The organism is Streptomyces plumbidurans (assembly GCF_019857225.1).
Taxonomy (GTDB): domain Bacteria; phylum Actinomycetota; class Actinomycetes; order Streptomycetales; family Streptomycetaceae; genus Streptomyces; species Streptomyces plumbidurans.
On the sequence record NZ_JAFJSY010000012.1, the window covers coordinates 23077 to 49679 of the forward strand.

25 protein-coding genes are annotated in these 26603 nt (G+C 71.1%); 13 read left to right on the forward strand and 12 right to left on the reverse strand.

Annotated features, from left to right (window positions below; genetic code table 11):
• Positions 1-63 precede the first annotated feature (63 nt).
• From JYK17_RS11135 to JYK17_RS11150, 4 genes are all read left to right on the forward strand, one after another.
• Positions 64-1272, forward strand: coding sequence for a pyridoxal phosphate-dependent aminotransferase (locus JYK17_RS11135; RefSeq protein WP_108006570.1), 1209 nt, complete (start codon positions 64-66; stop codon positions 1270-1272).
• 42 nt (positions 1273-1314) lie between these two features.
• Positions 1315-1914 carry a histidine phosphatase family protein gene (locus tag JYK17_RS11140; RefSeq protein ID WP_108006572.1) on the forward strand — a complete coding sequence of 200 codons (600 nt, stop codon included), beginning with the start codon at positions 1315-1317 and terminating at the stop codon, positions 1912-1914.
• A 181-nt stretch (positions 1915-2095) separates the two neighbouring features.
• Positions 2096-2746, forward strand: a complete 651-nt coding sequence (locus JYK17_RS11145; protein WP_222810274.1) for a hypothetical protein — start codon at positions 2096-2098, stop codon at positions 2744-2746.
• Between the two features lie 76 nt (positions 2747-2822).
• Positions 2823-3245, forward strand: a complete 423-nt coding sequence (locus JYK17_RS11150; protein WP_108006576.1) for an acyl-CoA thioesterase — start codon at positions 2823-2825, stop codon at positions 3243-3245.
• Between the two features lie 53 nt (positions 3246-3298).
• Here the strand turns inward: JYK17_RS11150 and JYK17_RS11155 are convergent, their stop codons facing one another.
• Positions 3299-3706, reverse strand: coding sequence for a winged helix-turn-helix transcriptional regulator (locus JYK17_RS11155; protein WP_108006578.1), 408 nt, complete (start codon positions 3704-3706; stop codon positions 3299-3301).
• A gap of 111 nt (positions 3707-3817) precedes the next feature.
• On the opposite strand from JYK17_RS11155, the gene JYK17_RS11160 reads away from it, so the two are divergent.
• Both JYK17_RS11160 and JYK17_RS11165 read left to right on the forward strand, forming a co-directional pair.
• A complete protein-coding gene (locus tag JYK17_RS11160; RefSeq protein ID WP_108006580.1) occupies positions 3818-5266 on the forward strand; it encodes an MFS transporter in 1449 nt (482 codons plus the stop codon).
• A gap of 132 nt (positions 5267-5398) precedes the next feature.
• Positions 5399-8419: a glycosyl hydrolase gene (locus JYK17_RS11165; protein ID WP_222810275.1), complete on the forward strand. Its 3021-nt coding sequence runs from the start codon at positions 5399-5401 to the stop codon at positions 8417-8419.
• 80 nt (positions 8420-8499) lie between these two features.
• On the opposite strand, the gene JYK17_RS11170 is transcribed toward JYK17_RS11165, so the two are convergent.
• Positions 8500-9354, reverse strand: coding sequence for an SDR family oxidoreductase (locus JYK17_RS11170; RefSeq protein WP_222810276.1), 855 nt, complete (start codon positions 9352-9354; stop codon positions 8500-8502).
• Between the two features lie 96 nt (positions 9355-9450).
• Between JYK17_RS11170 and JYK17_RS11175 the strand changes: the two genes are divergently transcribed.
• Positions 9451-10248, forward strand: a complete 798-nt coding sequence (locus JYK17_RS11175) for an AraC family transcriptional regulator (protein ID WP_108006584.1) — start codon at positions 9451-9453, stop codon at positions 10246-10248.
• A gap of 65 nt (positions 10249-10313) precedes the next feature.
• On the opposite strand, the gene JYK17_RS11180 is transcribed toward JYK17_RS11175, so the two are convergent.
• From JYK17_RS11180 to JYK17_RS11210, 7 genes are all read right to left on the reverse strand, one after another.
• Complete coding sequence (locus JYK17_RS11180; RefSeq protein ID WP_108006586.1) at positions 10314-11684, reverse strand: nucleobase:cation symporter-2 family protein; 1371 nt, start codon at positions 11682-11684, stop codon at positions 10314-10316.
• Positions 11685-11875: 191 nt separating this feature from the next.
• Entirely contained in the window at positions 11876-13255 is a 1380-nt protein-coding gene (locus JYK17_RS11185) for an 8-oxoguanine deaminase (protein ID WP_108006588.1), read from the reverse strand.
• 116 nt (positions 13256-13371) lie between these two features.
• Entirely contained in the window at positions 13372-14307 is a 936-nt protein-coding gene (gene pucL, locus JYK17_RS11190; protein ID WP_128801566.1) for a factor-independent urate hydroxylase, read from the reverse strand.
• Positions 14308-14315: 8 nt separating this feature from the next.
• Positions 14316-14717: a hydroxyisourate hydrolase gene (gene uraH, locus JYK17_RS11195; RefSeq protein WP_222810277.1), complete on the reverse strand. Its 402-nt coding sequence runs from the start codon at positions 14715-14717 to the stop codon at positions 14316-14318.
• A gap of 5 nt (positions 14718-14722) precedes the next feature.
• Positions 14723-15235, reverse strand: coding sequence for a 2-oxo-4-hydroxy-4-carboxy-5-ureidoimidazoline decarboxylase (uraD, locus tag JYK17_RS11200; RefSeq protein ID WP_108006594.1), 513 nt, complete (start codon positions 15233-15235; stop codon positions 14723-14725).
• A 155-nt stretch (positions 15236-15390) separates the two neighbouring features.
• Positions 15391-15759 (reverse strand): helix-turn-helix domain-containing protein, encoded by a 369-nt coding sequence (locus JYK17_RS11205; protein ID WP_108006596.1) that lies wholly within the window; start codon positions 15757-15759, stop codon positions 15391-15393.
• A complete protein-coding gene (locus JYK17_RS11210; RefSeq protein ID WP_164932137.1) occupies positions 15756-16016 on the reverse strand; it encodes a thiamine-binding protein in 261 nt (86 codons plus the stop codon). Before JYK17_RS11210 ends, JYK17_RS11205 begins: the two co-directional genes overlap by 4 nt.
• Positions 16017-16166: 150 nt before the next feature.
• Between JYK17_RS11210 and JYK17_RS11215 the strand changes: the two genes are divergently transcribed.
• The 5 genes from JYK17_RS11215 to JYK17_RS11235 all read left to right on the forward strand — a co-directional run bounded on the left by JYK17_RS11215 (position 16167) and on the right by JYK17_RS11235 (position 20830).
• Positions 16167-17024 (forward strand): TIM barrel protein, encoded by an 858-nt coding sequence (locus JYK17_RS11215; protein WP_108006600.1) that lies wholly within the window; start codon positions 16167-16169, stop codon positions 17022-17024.
• Between the two features lie 25 nt (positions 17025-17049).
• Positions 17050-17964: a 2-hydroxy-3-oxopropionate reductase gene (locus tag JYK17_RS11220; RefSeq protein ID WP_108006602.1), complete on the forward strand. Its 915-nt coding sequence runs from the start codon at positions 17050-17052 to the stop codon at positions 17962-17964.
• 138 nt (positions 17965-18102) lie between these two features.
• Positions 18103-19560 carry a catalase gene (locus JYK17_RS11225; RefSeq protein ID WP_222810278.1) on the forward strand — a complete coding sequence of 486 codons (1458 nt, stop codon included), beginning with the start codon at positions 18103-18105 and terminating at the stop codon, positions 19558-19560.
• Between the two features lie 382 nt (positions 19561-19942).
• Positions 19943-20254: a hypothetical protein gene (locus JYK17_RS11230; protein ID WP_128801570.1), complete on the forward strand. Its 312-nt coding sequence runs from the start codon at positions 19943-19945 to the stop codon at positions 20252-20254.
• Positions 20255-20452: 198 nt separating this feature from the next.
• The gene (locus JYK17_RS11235) at positions 20453-20830 is read left to right on the forward strand and encodes a hypothetical protein (protein WP_128801571.1); all 378 of its coding nucleotides are present in this window, start codon (positions 20453-20455) and stop codon (positions 20828-20830) included.
• Between the two features lie 89 nt (positions 20831-20919).
• On the opposite strand, the gene gcl is transcribed toward JYK17_RS11235, so the two are convergent.
• Entirely contained in the window at positions 20920-22704 is a 1785-nt protein-coding gene (gene gcl, locus JYK17_RS11240) for a glyoxylate carboligase (protein WP_222810279.1), read from the reverse strand.
• 205 nt (positions 22705-22909) lie between these two features.
• Here gcl and JYK17_RS11245 point away from each other — a divergent pair, with 205 nt between their 5' ends.
• Positions 22910-23677 (forward strand): hypothetical protein, encoded by a 768-nt coding sequence (locus JYK17_RS11245; protein WP_108006612.1) that lies wholly within the window; start codon positions 22910-22912, stop codon positions 23675-23677.
• A 50-nt stretch (positions 23678-23727) separates the two neighbouring features.
• On the opposite strand, the gene JYK17_RS11250 is transcribed toward JYK17_RS11245, so the two are convergent.
• Positions 23728-25320, reverse strand: a complete 1593-nt coding sequence (locus tag JYK17_RS11250; protein WP_222810280.1) for an AMP-binding protein — start codon at positions 25318-25320, stop codon at positions 23728-23730.
• The coding region (locus JYK17_RS11255; protein WP_222810281.1) for an AMP-binding protein at positions 25317-26603 on the reverse strand (1287 nt) is incomplete at its 5' end. The genes JYK17_RS11255 and JYK17_RS11250, both read right to left, overlap by 4 nt.

The window sequence follows — 26603 nt, forward strand, 5'->3', positions numbered from 1 at the left end:
GGACTTTCCAAGCGGCCACTTGGTAAAACCAAGCAACACAGGAAACCGGAGGGGCGAGCGCGCATGGAGTTCCGGCAGTCGAACAAGCTCAGCGAGGTGTGCTACGAGATCCGCGGGCCGGTGATCGAGCACGCCAACGCGCTGGAGGAGGCGGGCCACAGCGTGCTCCGCCTGAACACCGGCAATCCGGCCGTCTTCGGGTTCGAGGCGCCGGAGGAGATCCTCCAGGACATGATCCGGATGCTCCCTCAGGCACACGGCTACACGGACTCGCGCGGCATCCTGTCGGCCCGCCGTGCCGTCGCCCAGCGCTATCAGGCCCTGGGCCTGGAGGTCGACGTGGACGACGTCTTCCTCGGCAACGGCGTCTCCGAGCTGGTCTCCATGGCCGTACAGGCGCTGGTCGAGGACGGCGACGAAATCCTCGTGCCCGCCCCCGACTTCCCGCTGTGGACGGCCGTCACGACGCTGGCCGGCGGCAAGGCGGTGCACTACCTGTGCGACGAACAGGCCGACTGGTACCCGGACCTGGCGGACATGGCGTCGAAGATCACGGACCGCACCAAGGCCGTGGTCATCATCAACCCGAACAACCCCACCGGCGCGGTCTACCCGAAGGAGATCCTGGAGGGCATCCTCGATCTCGCCCGCCGCCACGGCCTGATGGTCTTCGCCGACGAGATCTACGACCAGATCCTGTACGACGACGCCGTGCACCACCCGGTCGCGACCCTCGCCCCCGACCTGGTCGTCCTCACCTTCTGCGGACTGTCGAAGACCTACCGGGTGGCCGGCTTCCGCTCGGGCTGGGTGGTGGTGACCGGTCCCAAGCAGCACGCGCGGGACTACCTGGAAGGCCTGACCATGCTGGCCTCCATGCGGCTGTGCGCCAACGCGCCCGCCCAGTACGCTATCCAGGCCGCGCTCGGCGGCCGGCAGTCCATCCACGAGCTGACCGCGCCCGGCGGACGGCTGCACGAACAGCGCAATGTCGCCTGGGAGAAGCTCAACGAGATCCCCGGGGTGTCCTGTGTGAAGCCGAAGGGCGCGCTGTACGCGTTCCCGCGCATCGACCCCGCGGTGCACAAGATCCACGACGACGAGAAGTTCGTCCTGGACCTGCTGCTGCGGGAGAAGATCCAGGTCGTCCAGGGCACCGGCTTCAACTGGCCGGCCCCGGACCACTTCCGCATCCTCACGCTCCCCCACGCGGACGACCTGGAGGCGGCGATCGGGCGGATCGGGCGGTTCCTCGGCGGGTACCGGCAGTAGGGGCGCCGGGCGGCCGGGGCGTGGGGCTCTTAGCCTGAAGGCATGGCTGATCTGTTCCTCGTCCGGCACGGCGAGACCGAGTGGTCGCGGTCCGGGCGGCACACCGGGCGGACCGACGTACCGCTGACCGAGCGCGGCCGCGAGGAGGCGCGGCGGCTGGTGCCGCTGATCCGCTCGCACCGCATCGGGGCGGCGTTCGTCAGCCCGCTGCAGCGGGCCCGCGAGACGGCGGAGCTGATCGGGCTGCACGACCTGCGGGTCGACCCCGACCTGCGTGAGTGGGACTACGGCGGCTACGAGGGCGTCACCACCGTAGAGATCCACCGCACCCGGCCCGACTGGTTCCTGTTCACCGACGGAGTGGTGCCCGGGCCGCCCGAGCATCCCGGGGAGAGCGTTGAGGAGGTCGGCGAGCGGGCGGACCGGGTGCTCGCCAGGGTGGACGCGGCGTTCGCCAACACCGAGGGCTGCGTGGTGCTCGTCGCGCACGGTCATTTCCTACGGGTGCTCACCGCCCGGCGGCTCGGGCTGCCGCCGTCGCGCGGGGCGCTGTTCCAGCTGGCGACGGGGACGGTGTGCCGACTGGGGACCGAGCATGGGCGGCCGGTGATCGCGGGGTGGAATGTCAGACCTCCGTCGTAGGCTTCGAATGGGTTGATCACCTGCAAGTTGCTTACCGCGGGTGCGAGCCACTTCGAGCAGGGGTCAGCACGAACGCGTGCCGGCACGAGCAGGGGTTGGCACGAGCAGGGGTCAGTACGAGCACAGGTCAGCACGAGCCTCGCGCGCCGGGGCGAGCGAGCCCGCCGGGAAGGAGCACGCCGTGACACGACCGCCGACGGCCGCCCAGCGGCGTGTCATCGACGCCGCCGATCCCGTCACCGGACGGCTGAGAGGCACGGATGCGCAGCTTGCGGCGCTGGTCGCGCGGGGGCTCGCCTTCCGGCATCCGCGCCCGCCGCACGACCACTTCCTGACCCCGGCCGGGCATCGGATACGGGAGAGTGCCGAGGGGCAGCCGCCGCCCGAGCCCGCGGCGCCTGCCGCGTCGGAGGCATCGGGGGCGTCGGGCGCGTTCGCCGCGCGCGTCGGAGGTGAGGAGCAGGCACGGGAGAGCGGGCCCGCCCGGGCGCGTGAGGTGCACAGTGCCTGGCAGGGGCTGCTGGAGCTGCGCCGGATGACCAATCCGGACGGCGCCACGGACCGGCCGTGCGCCTGGGAGCGGAGCCATCTGGTGCAGGCCGCCGCGCTCGCTCTGGAGGCGGCGGGCCATCGCCCGGCCGTGGCGGACCTGTCCGACGGGTACCGGGTGCGCGCGACCCCGCAGCCCGAGGCGGTCGCCGTGTACGAGGCGGCGGCCGAGGCACGGCGGGGCTGCGCGACGACCCTGGAGCGGGCCGGCTGGCAGGTGGGCGAGCACGCGGAGCCGCGCGGCGGGAACCGGTATCTGCTGGCCTCTCCGCGCCGGACATGATGAACATGTCAAGATCAGTGCTCATTGCAGCAGGCACGACAGTCGCTGCGAGAGTCCAGTGCGAGAAGGGAACGAAGTGAGCGAGCCGTTTTCCGTCCCGGTGACCGTCCGTGGATACGAGACCGACGTACAGGGCCACTTGAACCAGGCCGTGTACCTCAACTACGCCGAACACGCGCGCTGGTCGTTACTGCGAGCGGCCGGAATCGGTCAGGCGGAACTCGTGGCCAGAGGCGTCGGCCCGGTCGCCCTGGAGACCACCATCCGCTATCGCCGGGAGCTGCTCGCGGGCGACGAGGTCGAGGTCTCCTGCGCCTTCCTCTGGGGCGAGGGCAAGACCTTCCGCCTGGAACAGACGATCCGCAAGGCGGACGGCACGATCGCAGCCGAGATCACCGCGGTCGGCGGCCTCATGGACCTCAAGGAACGCCGCCTGCTCGCCGAACCCCAGCGCTACTTCAAGGAGTTGGCGACGAATCCGGAGTTGTTCGGGTTCTGACGGGTCGGGGAGGACCGCACGCCACCTGAGCAAACGCACGCCGACCCGCCGGACTACGCGCCGGCCGCTTCCCGCTCGACCAGGTGCTCCTCGTCGTACGCCGCCCGTGACTCCGCGATGTAGACCCGGTTGCGCTCGGCCCAGTCCGTCAGTCGCTGCAAGGTCTCGTGCAACTCGCGGGCTGCTGGGGTGAGTTCGTACTCCACCTTGGGTGGGACCGTGGGGTGGACGGTGCGGGTGACGAGGCCGTCGCGTTCCAGGTTGCGCAGGGTGAGGGTGAGCATGCGGCGGCTGATGCCCTCGATACTGCGCTCCAACTCCGTGAAGCGGATGGGCCCGTGGGCCGCCGCTACAAGGATCTGGACGCTCCATTTGCCGGAGACCCTGTCAAGAACTTCGCGGACCGGGCAGGCGTCCGCGTTCACGACCTGGACGGTTACACGGGTGTTCCTCTGAGACATCCGACTGCCTCCTTACGGCGCACCCTCATGGTCACTCACGATGGCCTCCGTTACAAGTCGTGCACCAAGGGCACGACCTGAGCCCGTAGAGAACACGGAGGCCGTGCAGCCATGTCCACCCCACGGACCGAGACAGCCGAGACAGCCGAGACAGCTGTGAGACGACCGGCACGTACGTACTCCCGGTGGGCCTCCCTCATCGTCCTGTGCGCGGGGGCGCTGATGACGATTCTGGACGGGTCCATCGTGACCGTGGCCATGCCGGCCATCCAGAACGACCTCGGCTTCAGCCGCGCGGGCCTCGCGTGGGTGGTGAACGCGTACCTGATCCCGTTCGGCGGGCTGCTCCTGCTGGTCGGGCGGCTGGGCGACCTGCTGGGCCGCAAGCGGATGTTCACCGCCGGGCTCGCGGTCTTCACGGCGGCGTCGGTGCTGTGCGGTACGGCGAACAGCCAGGCCCTCCTGATCGCCGCGCGGGCCGTACAGGGCGCCGGCGGTGCGATGGCCTCGGCGGTGGTGCTCGGCATGTTGGTGGCGCTCTTCCCCGAACCGCGCGAACAGGCCCGCGCCATCGCGGTGTTCAGCGCGGTCGGCTCGGTGGGCGCGACCCTGGGCACCTTCCTCGGCGGGGCGCTCACCCAACTGCTGAGCTGGCACTGGATCTTCCTGATCAATCTGCCGATCGGCGTCGTCGCCTGGCTGGCGGCACTCCGGGTCCTCGCCCCCGAGCGCGGCACCGGCCTCCGCGACGGCGCCGACTACCCGGGCGCGGCGCTGGTCACGGGCGCCCTGATGCTGACGGTCTACGTCATCGTCGGCTCCGGCGACCGCGGCACGCCCGCGACGCTGCTTCTCGCGGCGCTCGCCCTCACCCTCTTCGCGGCCTTCGCCCTCCGCCAGGCACGCACCGCCCGCCCGCTGCTGCGCCCGAGGCTCTTCCGCTCCCGGCTGCTCACCGGCGCGAACTGCGTGCAGATCCTGATGATCGCGACGATGTACGGGTTCCAGTTCATCGGCGCGCTCTATCTCCAACGCGTCCTCGGCTACGACGAGTTGACCACAGGCTTCGCCTTCCTCCCGGCGCCCGTGGCGATCGGCGTCCTCATGATGAGCCTGTCCGCGCGGGCGATCGGCCGCTTCGGGTCCTACTGGGTGCTGCTCGCCGGACTCGTGCTGATCACCGGCGGCATGGCCCTGCTGAGTCGGGCCCCCGCGCACGGTTCCTACGCCGGCGACGTGCTGCCCCCGATGCTGCTGCTGGCCGCCGGGTTCGCCGCCGCCATGCCCCCGCTGACCGGGCTCGCGATGTCGGGTGCACGCGAGGAGGACGCGGGGCTGGCGTCCGGGCTCTTCAACACCACTCAGGTGGTGGGCGGTTCACTGGGTCTGGCGGTCCTGAGCACGCTGGCGGCGAGCCGCACCGACGGGCTGCTCGCCCGGGGCGCGGAGCTGGTGCCGGCCACGGCGGACGGCTACCGGCTGGCGTTCCGGGTGGCGACGGTCGTGGCGGTGGCGGCGCTCGCCCTGGCGGCGACCGCACTGCGGTCCCGGGAGACCTGACGGTCCGACGCCGGGCTTTGAATCGTTGTCGTCCCTATTGACCTCACTTCGTATGCCGAATTACCGTTCCGGCATTCGTGGTGATTGAAACGATTCAACACCCGCTCGACCGTGACAACTTGGGGCTGAACCATGCGCAAAACCCACCCGTACCGTGGCGGCATGACACGGCGGTCGGTGCTCGCCGCCGGTCTGACGACCGGTGTTCTCGCGGCACTCGGGCCGGCGGCGGAGGCCGCCGCCTCCCCCGCCGCGGCCGCCTCGGCGGGAGCCGCCCCCACGGCGAGCTGGTTCGCCGCACCGGCGAGGGCGGTCCGGCCGAAGTTCCGCTGGTGGTGGCCGGACGGCCTGGTGGACCCGGCCGAGATCGCCCGGGAGATCGACCAGATGGCCGACGCGGGCTTCGGCGGCGCCGAGATCGCGGCCGTCCACCACAGCATCTCCGACACCTCGGTACTGGACACCGCGCACCACGGCTGGGGCAGCGCCCCCTGGCGCGACGGCGTGAAGGCCGCGCTGAGACAGGCGGCGAGACGCGGGCTGACCGTCGATCTCACCCTCGGCCCGAGCTGGCCGGTGGCCGTGCCGGGCGTCACCCCGGACGACGAGGCCGCGGTCAAGGAACTCGCCTACGGCAAGGCCACGTTGACCGGCGGGGCCGTCTTCGACGGCCCGGTGCCCGCCCCCGTCTATGCTCCCGCCTCCGGTGTCACCGTGCAGAAGCTGTTCGCGGTGCAGGCCGCCCGCGTCGACACCGCCTACTCCAGCGGCAAGGCGACCGGCCTGGACGCCGACACCGTCACCGACCTCACCGACCTCGTTTCCAGCGGCCGCCTGCACTGGACCCCGCCCGACTCGGGGACCTGGGTGGTCCTGTCGTACTGGCAGCGGGGCTCCGGGCAGCAGCCCGAGGCGGGACCGCACTCCTCCCCCGCCGCCTACGTGATCGACCACTTCAGCTCGGCCGGTACCGCCGCCGTCACCCGCTACTGGGACGGCACCATCCTCGACTCGACGCTGCGCAGGCTGCTCAAGGCCGCGGGCGGTGCGTTCTTCGAGGACTCCGTGGAACTGGAGAGCAAGGGCCTGCAGTGGACCCCCGGGCTGCCGGACGCCTTCCGTGCGCACACCGGACGCGACCTGCTGCCGTATCTGCCCGCCGTGATCCTCGACAACAGCAACCAGATCTTCGCCTTCGAGGCCCGGCTCACCCAGGAGATCCGGCACGACTTCTGGGAGACCGTCTCGAACCTGTTCAACGAGCACCACCTAGGGGCGCTGAAGACGTGGGCCCACGGGCACGGCATGAAGCTGCGCTCGCAGCCGTACGGGCTGCAGACCGACGCCATCGCCTCGGCGGCCCTGCTCGACATCCCCGAGGGCGAGTCCCTCGGCTTCAAGAACCTCGACGACTACCGCTGCCTGGCCGGCGGCCGGGACATGGCGGGCAGCCGCGTGCTGTCCTGCGAGTCGGGGGCGTACGCGGGCGGCGCCTACAACACCACCTGGGACAAGTTCCTGCGCACCATGGGCGGGGCGTACGCGGCGGGCGTCAACCAGACGGTGATCCACGGCTTCTCCTACGCCACCGCGCCCGGTGTCAGCTGGCCCGGGTTCGCCGCGTTCAGCCCGTACAGCGGGGCGCCGGGGTACGGCGAGTCGTGGGGGCCGAGGCAGCCGACCTGGCACCATGTGGCCGACGTCGCGGGCTACATCGGCCGGGTTCAGCAGGTGCTTCAGTCGGGCACCGTGCGCGCGGACGTCGCGGTCTTCCGGCAGACCGGCTACTCCGCGACCGGCATCGGCGCGTCCTGGCTGACGTCGACGGGCGTCCCGCTGGGCTGGACCCACCAGTTCCTCAGCGGCCCGCTGCTCGACCTGCCGAACGCCAAGGTCTCCGGCAAGCGGCTCGCCCCGGACGGCCCCGCCTACAAGGCCCTGTTCCTCGAAGGCGACTTCTTCTACGGCTCCACGCCCACCCTGGCCGTCGACGACGCCCGCAAGCTGCTGAAGTTCGCGCGCGCGGGCCTGCCCACCGTGCTGCTCGGCGCCTTCGACCAGGCCCTGACACCGGGCGTCCCCGACGACGGCGAGACCGACGAACTGCGGGCGCTGACCGCCGAGTTGCTGGCCCTGCCGAACGTCCGCAGGGTCACCGACAAGACCCTCGTCGGCGCTGCGTTCGCGGAGCTGGGGGTGACCTCCGACGTCACCCACTCGGTGTCCTCGACGCTTCTCAACGCCCACCGGGTCACCGACGACGCCGACTTCTACTACCTGTGCAACGGCAAGCACGCGGAGACCGTGAAACCGCCGGTCGCCGCCATCGACCACGACGTGACGCTGCGCAGCACCGTGCGCGAGGGTTCGGGCACGGTGCCGTATCTGCTGGACCCGTGGTCCGGGCGGGTCACCCGGCTCGCCCGCTACACCCGGGACGGGGACGCGTTCACGTTCCGGGTGACGCTGCAGCCGGGCGAGACGATGGTGGTGGCGCTCGGCCGCCCGGGGCTGTTCGGCGACCGCGACGGCAACCGTCCGCACGTCGTCGCGACCGACGCGGACGGCGCGCTGTTCACGGACGGCAGGTTGGCCGTGCGCGCCTCGGCCGCCGGTACCTTCACCACCACGCTGTCCACCGGGCGCAAGGTCACCACGAAGGTCGCCGAGGTACCGGCGGCCGTCACCCCGGACCGCTGGGCGCTCTCGGTCGACGACTGGCGGCCCGGCGCCGACGGTGCCGGCACCGAGGTGGTCCGGCACAGCCTCACCCTGGACACCCTGCTGCCCTGGTCGCAGATTCCGGAGCTCGCCGACGCCGGCGGCATCGGCACCTACCGGACCACGGTCACCCTGCCGAAGGGCTGGTCCTCGGAGACGGGCGCGCTGCTGCGGCTCGGCAGTGTCACCGACACCTGCCGGGTCACGGTCAACGGCGTCCGGCTGGGCCCCGTCGACCGCGTCAACCCTGTGGTGGACCTCGGTGGGCATCTGCGCAAGGGCGCCAACACCCTCGAGATCGAGGTCGCCACACCGCTGTTCAACCGGCTGCGCGTCAGCAACCCGGCGGTGTTCGGCACGTCGGCACGACAGGCGTACGGCCTGGTCGGGCCGGTGCAGCTGGTGCCTTACGTCCAGCGGACCGTGGCCTGAGCACCGGCGGCCGTGCGCACCCGGAACCTGTCCGGTGGCCGCACGGCCGCCTCTCGTCTCGGCCCCGCGCGACCTCCCCCTCAGCCCTGCGCGAACGCCGACGCGTGGTCCTCGGCCCACTGCCGGTAGGTCCGCGCGGGACGGCCCAGCACCTCCCGCACATCCCCGGTGACGACGTCGTTGCCGCCCTCCTGGATGAACCGGGCGGCGGCCATGAGGCCGTCCGCGTAGTGCTCGCTCAGCCCGGCGGCCCGCAACTGCTCAAGGCGCTCCTGCGGCGACAGGTCGTGCAGCGGCACCGGCCGGCCGAGGACGTCGGCCAGTACGGCGGCCTGCTCAGGGGCGCTGAGCGTCTCCGGTCCGGTCAGGGTGTACGTACGCCCCGCATGCCGTGGGTCGAGCAGCGCGGCCACCGCGACCTCGGCCACGTCGCGGGGGTCGACGACACCCTGCCGTCCCGCGCCCATCATGTTGGGCGCGGGCGTGCCCTCCCGCACGGCCGCGACCCAGCTGAGCGTGTTGGAGGCGAAGGAGGAGGGCCGCAGGAGCGTCCACTCCAGACCGCTGGCGCGCGCGGCCTCCTCGCCGTGCAGATGCCAGGTGCCGAACACGCCGAGGCGGGGGTCGCCGGTGCCGATCGCGGAGAGCTTCACGATCCGCCGTACGCCCGCGGTACGCGCCGCCTCGACCAGGCCGCGGTCGTGCTCGGCGTCGTCGGGCCCGAACACGCCCACCAGAAAGGCACTTTCGGCGCCCGCCATCGCCGCCTCGACGGACGCCCGGTCACGGTGGTGACCACGAGCGGCCTCCACACCCGCGGGCAGGTGCGCCTTCGCCGGGTCCCGGCTCAGGGCGCGGACCTTCTCGCCGCGCGCGGCGAGCTGTCGTACGACGTCACTTCCGATGGTGCCCGTGGCACCGGTCACAAGGATCATGTCCACCACGGTGGGCGGTGCGCGGCCCGGATCTCTTGGAGATTCCGGCACGGTTCGGCGGCCCGGACGGCCGTGCGGCGCGCTTACCGTGGAGGGGTGACGAACGCCCTGTTCCGAGATGTCCTGCCCACGCCCGAGGTGCTGCGCCCCTGGGTGTCCGGCATCGGGTCCGTGTCGGTCGGTGACCAGCCGGTGGAGCCGTTCGTGCATCTGCCGGAGGCCGCCACCCGGGTGGTGGTGCGCACCGGGGAGCACGGCGGCCGCTGCGCCCTGGTCGTCGGCCCGCGCGCCCGGGCCTCGTACCACCGGGGCAAGCGCCGGGTGTCCTGCACCGAGCTGCGGCTCGCCCCCGGCACCGTCCGCCCGCTGTTCGGCGTCCCGGCCGTCGACCTGGTCGGGCGTGCCGTGCCGCTGGGCGAGCTGCCGGGGCCTGGTATCCGCCAACTGGCCGACGCGCTGAGGTGGTTGACGCCCGAGGAGGCGATGGAGCACCTCGCGGACGTGCTGCCCGAGCGGCTCGCGGCCGCCGCGGACCGGTCCCGCACCGAGTTGCTGCGTGCGGGCGTCGAGGCGATGTCGGTCCGGGCCGGGCACGTTCCCGGCCAGGTGGGCGGTGTGGCGCGCGAACTGGCCGTCAGCGAGCGCCAGTTGCGCAATCTGTTCACCGAGGGCGTCGGCCTCTCCCCCAAGCACTACGCCCGCATCAACCGCGTACGCACGGTCCTGGACCACGCCGCCACCCGCTCCTGGGCCGAACTCGCCGCCGCCACCGGCTACTACGACCAGTCCCACATGACGTCCGACTTCCGCACCCTGATGGGGGTACCGCCCCGCTCGTACTTCACGGGCCGCCTTCCGCAGGCCACACCGTGCGGGTCGATCCGCCGGGCCTGAGCGCCTCGCGAGCCGGCTCCGGTCCAGGATCCGGGGCCCGATCCGGTGCGTGCGCCGGGTCCGGGTCAGTGGACGGCGGCGGCCATCTGCTCGCCGGCCTGTGCGGGATGGGCGACGTCCTGCTCGTCCCGGCTCCTGCCGAGGTGGTTGAAGACCAGGTTCAGCAGCACCGCCGCCACGCATCCGGTGGAGATGCCGGAGTCCAGGACGATCCGCGCGGTCTGGGGGAAGGCGTGGTAGAACCCCGGCGCCGTGATGGGGATGATGCCGACGGCGAGGGAGACGGCGACGATCAGGATGTTGTCGCCCTTCTCCAGTCCCGCCCGGACGAGGGTCTGGATACCGCTGGCGGCGACCGAGCCGAACAGCACCACGCCCGCGCCGCCGAGCACCGGGCGCGGTACGACGGCGATGAGCGAGGCGGCCATCGGGCACAGGCCCATCAGCACCAGGAAGCCGCCGCCGGTGGCGACGACGTAGCGGCTGCGGATCTTCGTCATGGCGACCAGGCCGATGTTCTGGGCGAAGGCGCTGCACATGAAGCCGTTGAAGAAGGGGCTGAGGGCGGAGCCGAGGGTGTCGGCGCGCAGTCCCGCCGCGATGGTCCGCTCGTCGGCCGGGCGCTCGACGATCTCGCCCAACGCCAGCATGTCCGCGGTGGATTCGGTCATCGAGACCACCATCACCACGCACAGGGAGATGATCGCGGCGAGCTGGAACTGCGGTGCCCCGAAGTGGAACGGGGTCGGGAAGCCGACCACGTCCGCGTCCGTTACCGGGCCGAAGTCCGTGACGCCGAAGGGGATCGCGATCAGCGTGCCGGCGACCATGCCCAGCAGGACCGCGATCTGCTTGACGAAGCCGCGGGTGAAGCGGCGCAGCAGCAGCACGATCACGAGCGTGGTGACCGCGAGACCCAGGTAGGTCGCCGAGCCGTAGTCGTGCGCGGCGGGGTCGGGTCCCTGCGCCCAGCCGAAGGCGACCGGCAGCAGGGACACGCCTATCAGCGTGATGACCGTGCCGGTGACGACCGGTGGGAAGAAGCGGACGGCCTTGCTGAAGAAGGGGGCGGCCAGGAAGCCCAGCAGACCGGCGACGATGACCGCGCCGAAGATGATGGGCAGCGCGTCCGACCTGTCCTTGGTGGAGGCGACGACCGCGGTCATGGGGGCGACACCGGCGAAGGTGACGCCGTTGACGAAGGGCAGTCGTGCGCCGATCTTCCAGATGCCGAGGGTCTGCAGGAAGGTGGCGAGGCCCGCGGTGAACAGACAGGCGCCGGTGAGGAAGGTGAGATCGGTGGCGGTCAGGCCGATGGCCGCGCCCACGATCAGGGGCGGGGCGACGACCCCCGCGTACATCGCGGCCACGTGCTGCAAGCCGGTCGTCGCCATTTTGAGTGCGGGAAGGCGTTCGTCAACGGGATGGGGGGCCACGGCGGTTCCTCCGGTTCGTTACGCGTCGGCTCTGACACGGGTGTCAAGGAGGTGGTGCGCTGGTCATGGGGGACGGAGACCGTTCCGGGGCGCGCGCGTGCACGCACGCCCCGGAGACGGCCACCATGGAACCGGTGGGTCCACGGCTACCGGTCGAGGGCCGTCCCCCTCGACCGGAGATCTTGGGCTGTTCAGCCCTGTCCGGCGATTCGCGCCAGGCGCCGCGCCTCGTGGCGCGTGGAGCGGGCGACGGCGTCCTCGTCGACGTGCAACAGGCGGCCGTCCTCGACGATCTGACGGCCATTCACGAACGACGCGGTGACCGGGGCCGCCGCACCGAGGACGAGTGCGGCCACCGGGTCGGCGATGGAGGCATGGGCGAGGGTGTCCAGCTTCCACAGCACCAGGTCGGCGAGCTTGCCCCGCTCCAACGAGCCGATCTCGGCGGCGCGGCCCAGGACTTGTGCGCCGCCGTAGGTGCCCAGGCGCAGCGCCTGCCGGGTGCTCAGGGCGTGCTCGCGGTGGGCGCCGAGGCGGTTGATCAGCAGGGCGTTGCGCAGTTCGGTGTGCAGTTCACCGGACTCGTTGGAGGCCGTGCCGTCGACTCCCAGGCCGACCGGGACGCCGGCCGCCAGCATGTCGGGGACGCGGGCGATGCCGGCCGCGAGGCGGGCGTTGGAGGACGGGCAGTGGGCGACGCCCGTTTTCGTACGGCCGAATGCGGCGATGTCGGCGTCGTTCATGTGGACGCAGTGCGCCATCCACACGTCCTCGCCGAGCCAGCCGGTGGACTCGAAGTAGTCGGTCGGGCCCATGCCGAACAGCTCCTTGCAGAACTGCTCCTCCTCGACGGTCTCCGAGCCGTGGGTGTGCAGCCGCACACCGAGCCGGCGGGCCAACTCGGCGCCCTCCCGCAGGAGTTCGGTGGACACGGAGAAGGGCGAGCAGGGCGCGACGGCCACCTGGGTCATGGCGCCGAAGGAGGCGTCGTGGTGCTCCTCGACGGTCCGCTCGGTCGCGGCGAGGGCGCCTTCGAGCGTCTCGACGGCGAAGTCCGGGGGCAGGCCGCCGTCCTTCTCGCTGCGGTCCATGGAGCCGCGGGCGAGGGTGAAGCGGACGCCCGTCTCACGGGCGGCGCGGATGATCGCGCCGGACAGGTCGCCGGAGTTCTCGGGGTAGACGTAGTGGTGGTCCATGGCGGTGGTGACGCCGCCGCGGGCCATCGTCGCCAGGGAGCCCTGGGCGGCGGCGTACACCATCGGCTCGTCGATGCGTGCCCAGGTCGGGTACAGCGCGGTGAGCCAGTCGAAGAGGTTGTGGTCGGTGGCCAGGCCCCGGGTGAGCCACTGGTAGTAGTGGTGATGGGTGTTGACCAGGCCGGGCGTCAGCAGATGCCCGGTGGCGTCGATACGGCGTACGACGTCCGCCAGGCCCTCGGGGGCCCTGCCCGCGCCGAGCGACTCGATGCGGTCGCCGTCGATGACGAGGTATCCGGTCGGGTACTCGGTGTCGTCGGCGTCGACGGTGGCGATCGAACAGTTCTCGATGACGGTGCGCCGGGCTGCTGCCATGGTCCGTCCTTGTCGCTCGGTGGAGTTGATGGGAGGGCACGGCAGGACCTGGGAGCCCTGGGTACCGCGGCCGGGAGGCGGGGCTCACCGGCCGCGGGTGCCGGGACCTCGAGGGCTCAGAGGTTGGTCATGTCGACCGGGATGAGCTGTTCGGCACCGTCCCGCAGGATGGTCGCCTCGATCAGGCCGTAGGGGCGGTCGGCGGCGTAGTACACAGCGCCGTCCTTGGCCTCGTTGTCGATCCCGAAGGGCGACAGGTCCGAGCGGAAGTGGTGCTTGTTGGGCATCGAGAAGCGGATCTCGTCCACCTCGTCACGAGAGTTCAGCACCCGTACGCCCATCTCGAAGAGGGTCTGCTGCAGCGAGTACGAGTAGGTCTCGGCGAACGCCTGCAGCGCGTGCTTGCGCACCCCGCTGTAGGAGCGGTCCCAGTCGGGGGCGTGCGAGTCGATGCCGTCCCAGTTGTGCCGCCACCAGGTGGAGACGGTGGTGGCGAGGATGCGGTCGTGGTCCTCGGGGAGGGTGGTGTACTTGTCCTTCAGGAAGCCGAAGAACTCGGAGTTGGTCGAGTTCAGCACGGTCAGGTCCTTGAAGCCGGACAGGACCTGGACGCCGTGGCCGTCGTAGGTGATCTGCGCGACGCGGGTCTCCTGGCCCTTGCGGACGAAGGAGTGGGCGATCTCGTCCGAGCCGACGAAGCGGGCGCCGGACTGCGAGGTCTCGATCCGCTCCCAGGAGTACTCCTCGATGCGGATGCGGGCCCGGTGGATGGGCGCGGTGTCGTCCACGAAGTGGCGGGCGAGCGCGATGCCGAAGGCCTCGGCGCTCTCGATCCCGTGCTCCTTGGCGAAGGCGAACACCGTGTTCTTGGTGGTGTCGGTCGGCAGGACGTTGGCGTTGGAACCGCTGCGGTGGACCTCCTCCATGTCGCCGGAGAGGGCGACGGAGACGTTCAGGTCCTTGATGTGGTGCGTGTCGCCGTCACGCGTGATCTTGACGACGCGGTTCTCGGCCTTGCCGTACTGGTTCTGTCCCAGGACGAAACGGGTCATGGTGTCGGTCAGCTCCCTCGGTAAACGGAGTAGCCGAACGGGTTGAGCAGCAGCGGAACGTGGTAGTGCTCGCCGCGCACCACCGCGAAGGCGATGGTGACCTCGGGGAAGAACACGGGCCGGCCGTTCTCGCTGTCCCGGAGCGCGGGGGCGTCCTGCTGGGCCGCGGCTTGTTTCTTGGCGAAGTACGTCTCGGTGTCGAAGTCGAGCCGTACGTGGGTGGTTCCCTCCGGCAGCGCCGGCAGGTCCTTGCACCGGCCGTCCGCGTCGGTCGCGGAGCCGCCGAGCGCCTGCCAGTCCGCCTCGCGCCCGGTGCGGGCGGCGAGGTGGACGGCGACGCCCGCGGCGGGGCGGCCGACGCTGGTGTCCAGGATGTGCGTGGACACGGAGGCGGTGGTGCTGGTGCTCATGGTGGTCAGGCTTCCTCTTCGACGAGCCGGGTGAGCCGGATGCGGTTGATCTTGCCCAGTTCGGTGCGGACGATCTCCCGCTCCTGCTCGGGCGAGTTGCCGATCCGCTCCTTGACCGCGTCGCGCATCTGCTCGCCGGTCCTGCCGGTGGCGCAGATGAGGAAGACATGGCCGAACTTCTCCTGGTAGGCCAGGTTCAGTTCCAGCAGCTCCGCCTTGAGCTCCGCGGAGGCGCCGGCCATGCCGCGCTGCTCCCGGGCCGAGGTGGGGTCCCCCGGCTTGGGGTGGCCGATCGGCGGGTGCCCGGCCATCGCCTCGTCCAGGTCCGCACCGGTCAGCTCGGCCGTGGCGGCGTCACTGGCGGTGAGGAGTTCCTCGGCGGTGGCGTACGGGCGGTCGGCCGTGAGCCGGCGCGCCCAGGTGGTGGAGGCGCACGCCTCGTGCAGGACGGCGAAGGCCGCGTGGTCCTGAAGTGCGTTGAGGCGGGCCAGGCCCGGGGGCGTGGAAGTCGACGTCACGGGTGCCTCCGTGGCCGCGTAGGGCCTTCGTGCTGAACGGGCGTGCCGATAGCTAACGCCCTCGGCAACGCGTCGTCAACACTTTGTTGAAAATTCACGGCGGCGGGATCGGGCGGCCCGTCTCCGGCGGGCCTGAGGGGTTCTCCGGCCGCCTCTCAGGAGTTTTTGTCCCGGTTCAGGTAGTTGTACACCGTGAACCGGCTCACCCCGAGTGCGCTCGCCACGGTCTCCACGCCGTGCCGTACGGAGAAGGCGCCACGCGCCTCGAGTATCCGTACGACCTCCTGCTTGGCCTTGCGGTCCAGCTCGGCCAGCGGCATACCCTGCTTGCGCTCCATCGCGGCGAGGATGTGGTCGAGGGAGTCGGCGAGCTGCGGCAGGCGCACGGCGACCGCGTCGACGCCCTCCCAGCTGAGCACGACGTCGTCGGGGCCGGCCTCGTCGGGCGGGAGCAGCTCGCCGCCCATGGCGTCGACCAGCGGCTTCACGGCCGTGATGAACGGCTCGTCCCCGGCGCCGGTCACTGCGCGCCCTCCCCGGCCGCGTCGACGACGTTCACCTGCAGCGAGACCCGGGTGGCACCGGCCTGCAGCGACTTGCGCAGCAGGGCGTTCACGGCGGTGAGCACGGCGTCCGCGCCGCCCTCCGCCGTGTTGCCGAACGGACCGACGTCCACCGCGTCCAGTTCGGCCGCCTCGATGACCTGACGGGCGACCACCGCGTGTGCGGGCGCCTCGTCGAGGTCGAAGGGCTCGGTCGTGAACTCCACTCTCAATCGCACGCGCACAACCTAACGCCATGACGGCCGCAGTAGGCCGGTCGTTTTGCACGGTCGCTCTTGACAGCTCTCCCCGGTCACAGGCAGTCTTCCATTAAGCAGAAACAAACTTCCGTAATACGGAATCACTACACGGGAGGGAGCGCCGACCCGATGCCGGGCTTCAGCTGGGACACAGCCGCAGAGCAGCGCTTCAACGTCAACCTGTCGATCCTCTTCACGGAGCTCCCGCTCCTGGAGCGCCCCGCGGCCGCCGCCGCGGCGGGCTTCACCGCGGTCGAGCTGTGGTGGCCCTGGGTCGACTCCCCCACCCCCGAGCGGTCCGAACTCGACGCGCTGAGGAAGGCGATCGAGGACGCGGGCGTACGGCTCACGGGCCTGAACTTCTACGCCGGCCGGCTGCCCGGACCCGACCGGGGCGCCCTGTCGATCCCCGGCGAGGAGTCGGACAGGTTCCGCGCCAACATCGACGTGGCGGCCGGCTTCGCCGAGTCCCTCGGCTGCGGGGCGCTCAACGCGCTGTACGGCAACCGCGTCGAGGGCGTCGACCCCGCCGAGCAGGACGCGCTGGCCCTGGAGAACCTGGTGCTCGCGGCCCGCGCGGCCGACCGCATCGGCGCGATCCTGCTGATCGAGACCCTCAACCAGCCGGAGTCGCCGCTCTATCCGCTCGTCAGCGCCCCGGCCGGGATCGGCGTCGTCGACAAGGTCAACGAGGCGACGGGCCTCGGCAACACGCGCTTCCTCATGGACCTGTACCACCTGTCCATGAACGGCGAGGACCTGCCGTCGGTGATCGAGCGGTACGCCGCGAAGACCGGCCATGTGCAGATCGCCGACAACCCGGGCCGCGGAGCGCCGGGTTCGGGCTCGCTCCCGCTCGAGGACCTCCTCGGCCGGCTGAAGAAGGCGGGCTATGAGGGCTGGGTCGGTCTCGAGTACAAGCCGGGCGACCGCCCGAGCGCCGAGGCCTTCGACTGGCTGCCCCGCGAAGCGCGCGCCGCCCGCTGAACTCCCTTACCGAAAGGCACACTTCATGAGCACCCTCGCTGGCTCCTCCCACCCGACCCGCCCTGCGGTTGCCTGGATCGGCCTCGGCATCATGGGCTCCCCCATGTCCGAGAACCTCATCAAGGCGGGCTACGACGTCACCGGCTTCACGCTGGAGCAGGACAAGTTGGACCGCCTGGCCGCCGCGGGCGGCACCGCGGCCGGTTCGATCGCCGAGGCCGTGCGGGACGCCGACGTGATCATCACGATGGTGCCCGCTTCCCCGCAGGTCGAGGCCATCTCCTACGGCCCCGACGGCATCCTGGAGAACGCGCGGTCCGGCGCCCTGCTGATCGACATGTCGTCGATCACCCCGCAGACCTCCGTCGACCTGGCGAAGGCCGCGCGGGACAAGGGCATCCGCGTGCTGGACGCACCCGTGTCCGGCGGTGAGGCCGGTGCGATCGAGGCCGTGCTGTCCATCATGGTCGGCGGCGAGCAGGCCGACTTCGACAGCGCGAAGCCGATCCTGGAGGCGCTCGGCAAGACCATCGTGCTGTGCGGCCCGCACGGCTCGGGCCAGACCGTGAAGGCCGCCAACCAGCTGATCGTCGCCGTGAACATCCAGGCGTGCGCCGAGGCCGTGGTCTTCCTGGAGAAGTCGGGCGTGGACCTCAAGGCCGCGCTGGACGTCCTCAACGGCGGCCTCGCCGGCTCGACCGTGCTGACGCGCAAGAAGGACAACTTCCTGCAGCGCGACTTCAAGCCGGGCTTCCGTATCGACCTGCACCACAAGGACATGGGCATCGTCACCGACGCCGCCCGCAATGTCGGCGCGGCCCTGCCCGTCGGCGCCGTGGTCGCCCAGCTCGTCGCCAGCCTGCGCGCGCAGGGCGACGGGGGCCTGGACCACTCGGCCCTGCTGCGTGCCGTGGAGCGCCTCTCCGGCGCCCAGCTCTGACGCAGCCCCAGACTTCCGGGCGGCGCCGGCGCCGACATCTGTCCTGTCGCGCCCAGGCACCGGCGCCGCCCGGAATCACACCTCAGCTCCCGCACGGAAGTGCCCTCGCACGGAAGTGCCCCCGCACGGAAGGTCCCCATGTCGCAGCGCGTGCTCACGACCGAGTCCGGCGCCCCGGTCGCCGACAACCAGAACTCCGCCTCCGCCGGCATCGGTGGTCCGCTCCTCCTCCAGGACCAGCACCTCCTGGAGAAGCTGGCGCGGTTCAACCGCGAGCGCATCCCGGAGCGCGTGGTGCACGCCCGCGGCTCGGGCGCCTACGGCCACTTCGAGGTGACCGACGACGTCACCGGCTTCACCCACGCCGACTTCCTGAGCGAGGTCGGCAGGCGCACCGAGGTGTTCGTGCGCTTCTCGACCGTGGCCGACTCGCTCGGCGGTGCGGACGCCGTCCGCGACCCGCGCGGCTTCGCGGTCAAGTTCTATACGCAGCAGGGCAATTACGACCTCGTCGGGAACAACACCCCGGTGTTCTTCATCAAGGACCCGCTCAAGTTCCCCGACTTCATCCACTCGCAGAAGCGCGACCCCTTCACGGGCCGTCAGGAGCCGGACAACGTCTGGGACTTCTGGGCGCACTCCCCCGAGGCCACGCACCAGGTGACCTGGCTGATGGGCGACCGCGGCATCCCGGCGTCGTACCGCCACATGAACGGCTACGGCTCGCACACCTACCAGTGGACGAACGCCGAGGGCGCGGCCTTCTACGTCAAATACCACTTCAAGACCGACCAGGGCATCCGCTGCCTGTCCGCCGAACAGGCGGCCGAGTTGGCGGGCAAGGACCCGAACTCGCACCAGACGGACCTGCTGCAGGCCATCGAGCGGGGCGTGAAGCCGTCCTGGACGCTGTACGTGCAGCTCATGCCGGCGGCCGAGGCGCCGGACTACCGCTTCAACCCGTTCGACCTGACCAAGGTGTGGCCGCACCAGGACCATCCGCTGCGGCGCGTGGGCCGGCTGGTCCTCGACCGCAACCCGGACGACGTCTTCGCCGAGGTCGAGCAGGCCGCGTTCTCCCCGAACAACTTCGTTCCCGGCATCGGTCCTTCGCCGGACAAGATGCTCCAGGGCCGCCTGTTCGCCTACGCGGACGCCCACCGCTACCGCCTCGGCGTCAACCACACGCTGCTGGCCGTCAACGCCCCGAAGGCGACCGCGGCGGACAACTACGGTCGCGACGGGCTGATGGCGGTCAACTCCCAGAGCCGGTACGCCAAGAACTACGAGCCGAACTCCTACGACGGCCCGGTGCAGACCGGCCGCCCGCTGTCGGCTCCGCTGCCCGTCACCGGCCACACGGGCACGCACGAGGCGCCCTTGCACACCAAGGACGACGACTTCGTCCAGGCGGGCGAGCTGTATCGCCTGATGTCCGCCGAGGAGAGGTCCCGGCTGATCGCCAACATCGCCGGCGGCCTCTCGCAGGTCACCCGTGACGACGTGGTCGACAAGAACCTGGCCCACTTCCACGCCGCCGACCCGGAGTACGGCAGGCGGGTGGAGGCGGCGGTCCGCGCCTTGCGCGCGGACTGACACAGACGGCCCGAGCACGGCCGGACGGTCCGGATGAGGGGTGGCCGGCCGGACGTGCCCGGGCGAGGCGAGGACCGCGGCGGCATGCGAGCCAGTGCGGTGGTGAAGGTCCCGGGCCCTCCTTCTTCGACCTGAGGGAAGGAGGGCCGCGGTTCTGTCGCATCCGCCGCGGTCCCAGCCATTTCCTGCACGACCCGAGACCCCGTCCGGCGGCGCGAATGTCCTGTCGCGCCCAGCCTCGCGCCGTCGGACGGCCACAATTGAACACCTCACCGACCGGCCGGCGCCGGATGCGGACGGTCCCGCATCCGGCGCCGGTCCGTCTGTTCCGGCTCGGTCCGTCCGGGGTGCGGAGGGATTGCTTCCGCAGGAGTCTGAAGGCATGGCACATCCAGAAGGCACGGCACATCCGGCGCGGCGACCGCACATCGTGGTGCACTCGCCCGCCCTGGACGGGTCCCGGCGGGTCACGGAAGGCGAGGAGACCCTGGGGGTCGCCACACACGTGGACGACGTGGCGGAGATCCTGCGGCTGGCCGACCTGTACGTCACCGACGTCGAGGGCAGCGACCTCATCGAGTGGCAGGGCGGCGGCCCCGACGACTGGCCCGGCCTGTCGGAACACCACGAGACACCGCAAACGGGCACTGCGGGAGACGTAGGACGTCTACGCAATCCTCAAATCAACCTCTGAACATGGTTCAACGGGCTTCAACCGCCCGCGTCCACGGGGATATTCATGTCACGCGAGGCCCGCCGACACGGGGGCGGCGGGCCTTGCGACGGGGGTGCGCGATGGCCGGTTCCACGACGATCCCGCGCGGGCCGTGCGGGCACCCTGCGCACCACGGGACCGGTCAGGGGGGTCGCACTCCCGCCGCTGACCGGCGCCGTGCACGCGGCGCTCTACCGGCCCGCGGGGCTCGGCCGGTTGCTGGAGCGCCAGGCGGTCCGTGCGGCGCTCGCGGAGCTGCGCGCCGGCCTCGTGACCGCCGGGTGGCTGCGCGCCTTCCCGCCCGGCCGCACCGGGGCCGCCCGCCGGTCCCTGAAGCAGCCGCGCGACCGGCATCCGCTGCCCGCGGACCGGGCCGGTCTGCCGGCCGAGGAGATCCTGCTCGCCGTCGCCCTGTACGGCGACCGGGCCCTGACGGCGCTCGCGCCCCGCTTCGCCCGGGACGCGGGGCTGACCGGCCGGGGCGGCAGCGCGGAGCGTGAGTCGCCCGGCCTCTCCTGCGGCAGCGGCAGCGGGATGAGCTGCGGGGTGGTGTGACGGGGCGGGTGCGCGCGAAGGGGCGGCCCGTCCCCCCGGACGGACCGCCCCTGGCGTGTGATCGGTGAAACTCGTGCGCGCCGCGCGGATCAGACCTTCAGGGCCTTGATCGAGGTCGGGGCGTGCCCCGGCTCGGTCGCGATCTCCTCGAACTCCACGACGTTGCTGATGTCGTTGGTGCCGCTCATGGAGATGTTGGTGACGCGCTCCAGGATCGCCTCGACGACCACCGGCACCTGGAACTCGGCCGCGAGCTTCTTCGCCTGCTCCAGGGCGGCGCCCAGTTCGGCGGGGTCGGTCACCCGGATCGCCTTGCAGCCCAGCCCTTCGGCGACCTTGACGTGATCGACCCCGTAGACGCCCAGCTCGGGCGAGTTGATGTTCTCGAACTCCAGGTTGACCTGGAAGTCGATCTCGAAGGCCCGCTGCGCCTGGCGGATCAGGCCCAGGTAGGAGTTGTTCACCAGGACATGGACGTAGGGGATCCTGTGCTGCGCGCCGACCGCCAGTTCCTCGATCATGAACTGGAAGTCGTAGTCGCCGGAGAGGGCGACGACCGGTGTCTCCGGGTCGGCCGTGGCGACGCCCAGCGCGGCCGGGACGGTCCAGCCGAGGGGGCCCGCCTGACCGCAGTTGATCCAGTGCCGCGGCTTGAACACGTGCAGCATCTGGGCGCCGGCGATCTGCGAGAGGCCGATGGTGGAGACGTACCGGGTCTCGGGTCCGAAGGCCTTGTTCATCTCCTCGTAGACGCGCTGCGGCTTGATCGGGATGTCGTCGAAGTGCGTACGGCGCTGGAGCGTCGCCCTCTTCTCCTGCGCGGCGGCGGCCCAGGCGGAGCGGTCGGGCAGCCGGCCGGCCGCCTTCAACTCCCTTGCCACCTCGACGAAGAGTTCCAGTGCGGCCCTCGCGTCGGAGGCGATGCCGTAGTCGGGGGCGAAGATCCGGCCGATCTGGGTGGGCTCGATGTCGACGTGGACGAAGGTGCGTCCGGCCGTGTAGACGTCCAGCTTGCCGGTGTGGCGGTTGGCCCAGCGGTTGCCGATGCCGAGGACGAAGTCGGACTCCAGGAACGTCGCGTTGCCGTAGCGGTGCGAGGTCTGCAGGCCGACCATGCCGGCGTTCAGCTCGTGGTCGTCGGGCAGGACGCCCCAGCCCATCAGGGTCGGGACGACCGGGGTGCCGGTCAACTCGGCGAACTCGACGAGCAGTTCGGCCGCGTCCGCGTTGATGACACCGCCGCCGGCGACGATCAGCGGGCGCTCGGACTCGTTGAGGAGCGCGATCGCCTTCTCGATCTGGGCGCGGCTCGCGACCGGCTTGTAGACCGGCAGCGGCTCGTACGTCTCCGGGTCGAACTCGATCTCGGTGAGCTGGACGTCGATCGGCAGGTCGATCAGGACCGGGCCGGGACGCCCGGAGCGCATCAGGTGGAAGGCCTGCTGGAAGACGCCGGGCACCTGCGCGGCCTCCAGCACCGTGGTCGCCGCCTTCGCGACCGGCTTCGCGATCGAGGCGATGTCGACGGCCTGGAAGTCCTCCTTGTGGATCACGGCGGTCGGGGCCTGGCCCGTGATGCACAGGATCGGGATGGAGTCGCCGGAGGCGGAGTACAGGCCGGTGATCATGTCGGTGCCGGCCGGGCCGGAGGTGCCGATGCAGACGCCGATGTTGCCCGGGTGCGTACGGGTGTAGCCCTCGGCCATGTGCGAGGCGCCCTCGACGTGGCGGGCGAGGGTGTGGTGGACGCCGCCGGAGGCCTTGAGCGCCGCGTAGAAGGGGTTGATCGCCGCGCCGGGCACACCGAACGCGTTGGTGACGCCCTCGCGCTTGAGGATCTCAACTGCCGCGCGGGCAGCGGTCATACGTGCCATCGAGTACTCCTGCTTCGGCTGTCGGACTAGCACTCCCGTCGCGCCCCGCGGTGAGCTCTTCCGTGTCGGCTTCTCTGTCCGTCCCGCCCTGTTGAACTTCCACATTGCGGAAACTGTTTTCTGCTATCTGAAAGCAATGTAAGTGGGTGAGGGAAGGCCGTCAAGACACGGACAAGCGGGGGCGGCCTGGAGGACGATGTGGGCCATGACCGAGAGCGTCCCGGTGCGCTGTCCGGCCTGCCGGCGCGAACACCTCTATGCGGCACCGTCGTTTCCGTGCGTCTGCGGAGCACCCGTCGCGCCCCCGCTCGACCGGAGGGGGACCGCGACGGCCGTCACCCATCACTCCTGGGCCGAGGACTGGATCACGCTGCGCTGCGGCTCCTGCGGCCGCCTGGACGAATGGCCGCACCCGGAGCTGGGCTGCCCGTGCGGGACGGTGCTGCGCATCGCCGTGGCGGAGCCGGCAGAAATCACAGAGGCCACGGACGCCACAGAGGCCATGGACGCCACAGAGGTCACAGAGGCCCGCAAGGGCACCGTCCCCCGCGCGGTCGCCGCCCGGGAGACCACCACCGCCCGGCCGAAGCCGCGCCGGCCCTTCCAGCCGGTCACCATCCGTACCGCCCGCGACGCGGTGACGGCCGCCGCGGTGTATCTGCGCTGGCTCGGCTACCGGGACATCCGCCGGGCCGACCAGCGGCCCCCGACCGGCATCGGGATCGCCGCCCGCGGTCTGGTGGCGCAGGTCGACCCGACCGTGCGCCCGGCCTCGCTGCGCGATGTGGAGTGCCTGTGGCTGACGGCCATGACGGAGTCGGCGGACTGCGCCTACTTCTCCCTGGCGGGCTACACCCCCGACGCGCGCACCCGCGCGGGCACCCTCGGCGTCCCCCTGTTCGTCCTCGACCTCACGGGCACCCCGCAGCCGGTCAACAGCCCGGCGGACGAACTGGACGGCACCGGGGCGTAGAGCGCGCTCCACACCCCGGTGCCGTCAACGACCGGCGCTCTGGGCCCCGTTCACTCCCCGGCGTAGGTCTCCCGCAGTTCGATCTTGCGCACCTTCCCCGACACCGTCATCGGGAAGGCGTCGAGGATCCGCAGCCGGCTCGGCACCTTGTAGTGGGCCAACTGCCCCTCGCAGAAGGCGCGTACGTCCTCAAGGGTCGGCGGGTCGGCGGGGTCGCGCGGGATGACGCAGGCGAGGACCTCCTCGCCGTAGCGCTCGTGGGGTACGCCGACGACCTGGACATCCTGGACCTTCGGGTGGCCGTAGAGGAACTCCTCGATCTCGCGCGGGTAGATGTTCTCGCCGCCGCGGATGATCATGTCCTTGATGCGTCCGACGATCTCGACGTAGCCGTCCTCGCGCATCATCGCCAGGTCGCCGGTGTGCATCCAGCGGCCGGTGTCGACGGCCTCGGCGGTCTTCTCCGGCTCGTTCCAGTAGCCGAGCATCACGCTGTAGCCGCGGGTGCACAACTCGCCTGCCGTGCCGCGCGGTTGGGTGACTCCGGTGGCCGGGTCGACGACCTTCACCTCGATGTGCGGCAGGACGCGGCCGACCGTTCCGGTGCGGTGCTCCAGGTCGTCGTCCGTGCGGGTCTGCAGCGAGACCGGGGACGTCTCGGTCATGCCGTAGCAGATGGCGACCTCCTCCATGTGCATCTCGGCGACCACCCGCTTCATCACCTCCACCGGGCAGGGCGAGCCCGCCATGATGCCGGTGCGCAGGGAGGTGAGGTCGTAGTCGGCGAAGTCGGCGAGGTTCAGCTCCGCGATGAACATCGTCGGGACGCCGTACAGGGAGGTGCAGCGCTCCTGCTGGACCGCCTCCAGCGTGGCCCTCGGATCGAAGGAGGGGGCCGGGATGACGATGCAGGCACCGTGCGAGGTGGCGGCGAGGTTGCACATCACCATGCCGAAGCAGTGGTAGAAGGGCACCGGGACGCAGATCCGGTCCTGCTCGCCGTAGGAGACCAACTCACCGACGAAGTAACCGTTGTTGAGGATGTTGTGGTGGGAGAGGGTGGCCCCCTTGGGGAAGCCCGTCGTGCCCGAGGTGTACTGGATGTTGATGGCGTCGTCGCAGGACAGGTCCTCGTACGGCATCCTGGTCGTCGCCCGCGCGAGCAGCGCGTCCCAGCTCGGGTCGCCGATGTACACGGTCTCGCGCAACTCGGGGCAGCCGCCCCGCACTTGGTCGACCATCGCGCGGTAGTCGCTCGTCTTGTGGCTCAGCGAGGCGACGAGCAGCGAGATGCCGGACTGCTTGAGGACGTACTCGACCTCGTGGACGCGGTAGGCCGGGTTGATGTTCACCATGATCGCCCCGATGCGGGCGGTGGCGTACTGCACCAGGACCCACTCCGGGCAGTTGATCGCCCAGATGCCCACCCGGTCGCCCTTGGCGATCCCGCTCGCCAGCAGCGCCTGCGCCAGCCGGTCGACGTCGGCGTCGAACTCGGCGTACGTCCAGCGCCGTCCCGACGGCACGTCGACGAGCACCTCGCGGTCGGGCCAGGCCGCGACGGCCCGGTCCAGGTTGGCCGCGATGGTGTCCCCGAGCAGCACGGTCGGGCTGGTGCCGTGCGCATACGACAGATCGGTCACCGGAAGTCCTCCTCGCGGTACTCCTGGTCCGAGCCCGCCGCGGTCGCCGCGCGCAGCTCGACCCGGCGGATCTTGCCGGAGACGGTCTTGGGCAACGCCCCGAACTCCAGCCGGCGGACACGTTTGTACGGGGCGAGGACCTCGCGGGAGTGCTCGAAGAGCACCTTCGCGGTGTCGGGCCCCGGCTGCCAGCCCTCGGCGAGGACGATGTACGCCTTCGGGACGGCCAGGCGCACCTCGTCCGGGGCGGGCACGACGGCCGCCTCGGCCACCGCCTCGTGCTCCAGCAGCGCGCTCTCCAGCTCGAAGGGGCTGATCTTGTAGTCGGAGGCCTTGAAGACGTCGTCGCTGCGGCCGACGTAGGTGATGTAGCCCTCGGCGTCGCGCGAACCGATGTCGCCGGTGCGGTAGTAGCCGCCGGCCATGGCCTCCGCCGTGCGGTCCGGGTCGCCGTGGTAGCCGGTCATCAGGCCGACGGGCCGTGTGGAGAGGTCGAGGGCGATCTCGCCCTCGGTGGCGCCGGGCGCGCCGGAGATCGGGTCCAGGAGCTCGACCTTGTACCCCGGACTGGGCCGGCCCATCGAGCCGGTCTTGAGCTGCTGTCCGGGGCTGTTGGCGACCTGCACGGCCGTCTCGGTCTGCCCGAAGCCGTCCCGGATGGTGACGCCCCAGGCGCGCCGGACCTGCTCGATGACCTCGGGGTTGAGCGGCTCCCCCGCGGCGACGGCCTCGCGCGGCTTGCCGCGCAGCTGGCTCAGGTCGGCCTGGATGAGCATGCGCCACACGGTCGGCGGGGCGCAGAAGGTGGTGACGCCCACGCGGTCCATCTCGGCCATCAGCCGGGCCGCGTCGAAGCGGGTGTAGTTGTACAGGAAGACGGTCGCCTCGGCGTTCCAGGGCGCGAAGAGATTGGACCAGGCGTGCTTGGCCCAGCCGGGCGAGGAGATGTTGAGGTGCACGTCGCCGGGCTGGAGGCCGATCCAGTACATGGTGGACAGGTGGCCGATCGGGTACGAGGTGTGGGTGTGCTCGACCAGCTTGGGCCGGGCGGTGGTGCCCGAGGTGAAGTACAGCATCAGCGGGTCGTCGGCCATCGTCGGCCCGTCGGGCAGGAACCCGGCGGGGGCGGCGTACGCGTCCTCGTACGGCTCCCAGCCCTCCTGGGGCAGGCCGCCGACGCAGACGCGGGTGTAGGCGCCGGGGACGTCGTCGAACTTGGCGGTGTCCTCGGCCCGTACGACGACGTGCTTGACGCGGCCCCGGTCGACGCGGTCGCGCAGATC

Bases quoted from the DNA above. Each gene is read 5' to 3' on its own strand.
- JYK17_RS11160 (WP_108006580.1), top strand. From the start codon at position 3,818: ATGTCCACCCCACGGACCGAGACAGCCGAGACAGCCGAGACAGCTGTG.
- JYK17_RS11135 (WP_108006570.1), top strand. From the start codon at position 64: ATGGAGTTCCGGCAGTCGAACAAGCTCAGCGAGGTGTGCTACGAGATC.
- JYK17_RS11225 (WP_222810278.1), top strand. From the start codon at position 18,103: ATGTCGCAGCGCGTGCTCACGACCGAGTCCGGCGCCCCGGTCGCCGAC.
- JYK17_RS11155 (WP_108006578.1), bottom strand. From the start codon at position 3,706: ATGTCTCAGAGGAACACCCGTGTAACCGTCCAGGTCGTGAACGCGGAC.
- JYK17_RS11170 (WP_222810276.1), bottom strand. From the start codon at position 9,354: ATGATCCTTGTGACCGGTGCCACGGGCACCATCGGAAGTGACGTCGTA.
- gcl (WP_222810279.1), bottom strand. From the start codon at position 22,704: ATGGCACGTATGACCGCTGCCCGCGCGGCAGTTGAGATCCTCAAGCGC.
- JYK17_RS11185 (WP_108006588.1), bottom strand. From the start codon at position 13,255: ATGGCAGCAGCCCGGCGCACCGTCATCGAGAACTGTTCGATCGCCACC.
- uraH (WP_222810277.1), bottom strand. From the start codon at position 14,717: ATGAGCACCAGCACCACCGCCTCCGTGTCCACGCACATCCTGGACACC.
- JYK17_RS11245 (WP_108006612.1), top strand. From the start codon at position 22,910: ATGACCGAGAGCGTCCCGGTGCGCTGTCCGGCCTGCCGGCGCGAACAC.
- JYK17_RS11215 (WP_108006600.1), top strand. From the start codon at position 16,167: ATGCCGGGCTTCAGCTGGGACACAGCCGCAGAGCAGCGCTTCAACGTC.
- JYK17_RS11220 (WP_108006602.1), top strand. From the start codon at position 17,050: ATGAGCACCCTCGCTGGCTCCTCCCACCCGACCCGCCCTGCGGTTGCC.
- JYK17_RS11165 (WP_222810275.1), top strand. From the start codon at position 5,399: ATGCGCAAAACCCACCCGTACCGTGGCGGCATGACACGGCGGTCGGTG.
- JYK17_RS11230 (WP_128801570.1), top strand. From the start codon at position 19,943: ATGGCACATCCAGAAGGCACGGCACATCCGGCGCGGCGACCGCACATC.
- JYK17_RS11140 (WP_108006572.1), top strand. From the start codon at position 1,315: ATGGCTGATCTGTTCCTCGTCCGGCACGGCGAGACCGAGTGGTCGCGG.
- pucL (WP_128801566.1), bottom strand. From the start codon at position 14,307: ATGACCCGTTTCGTCCTGGGACAGAACCAGTACGGCAAGGCCGAGAAC.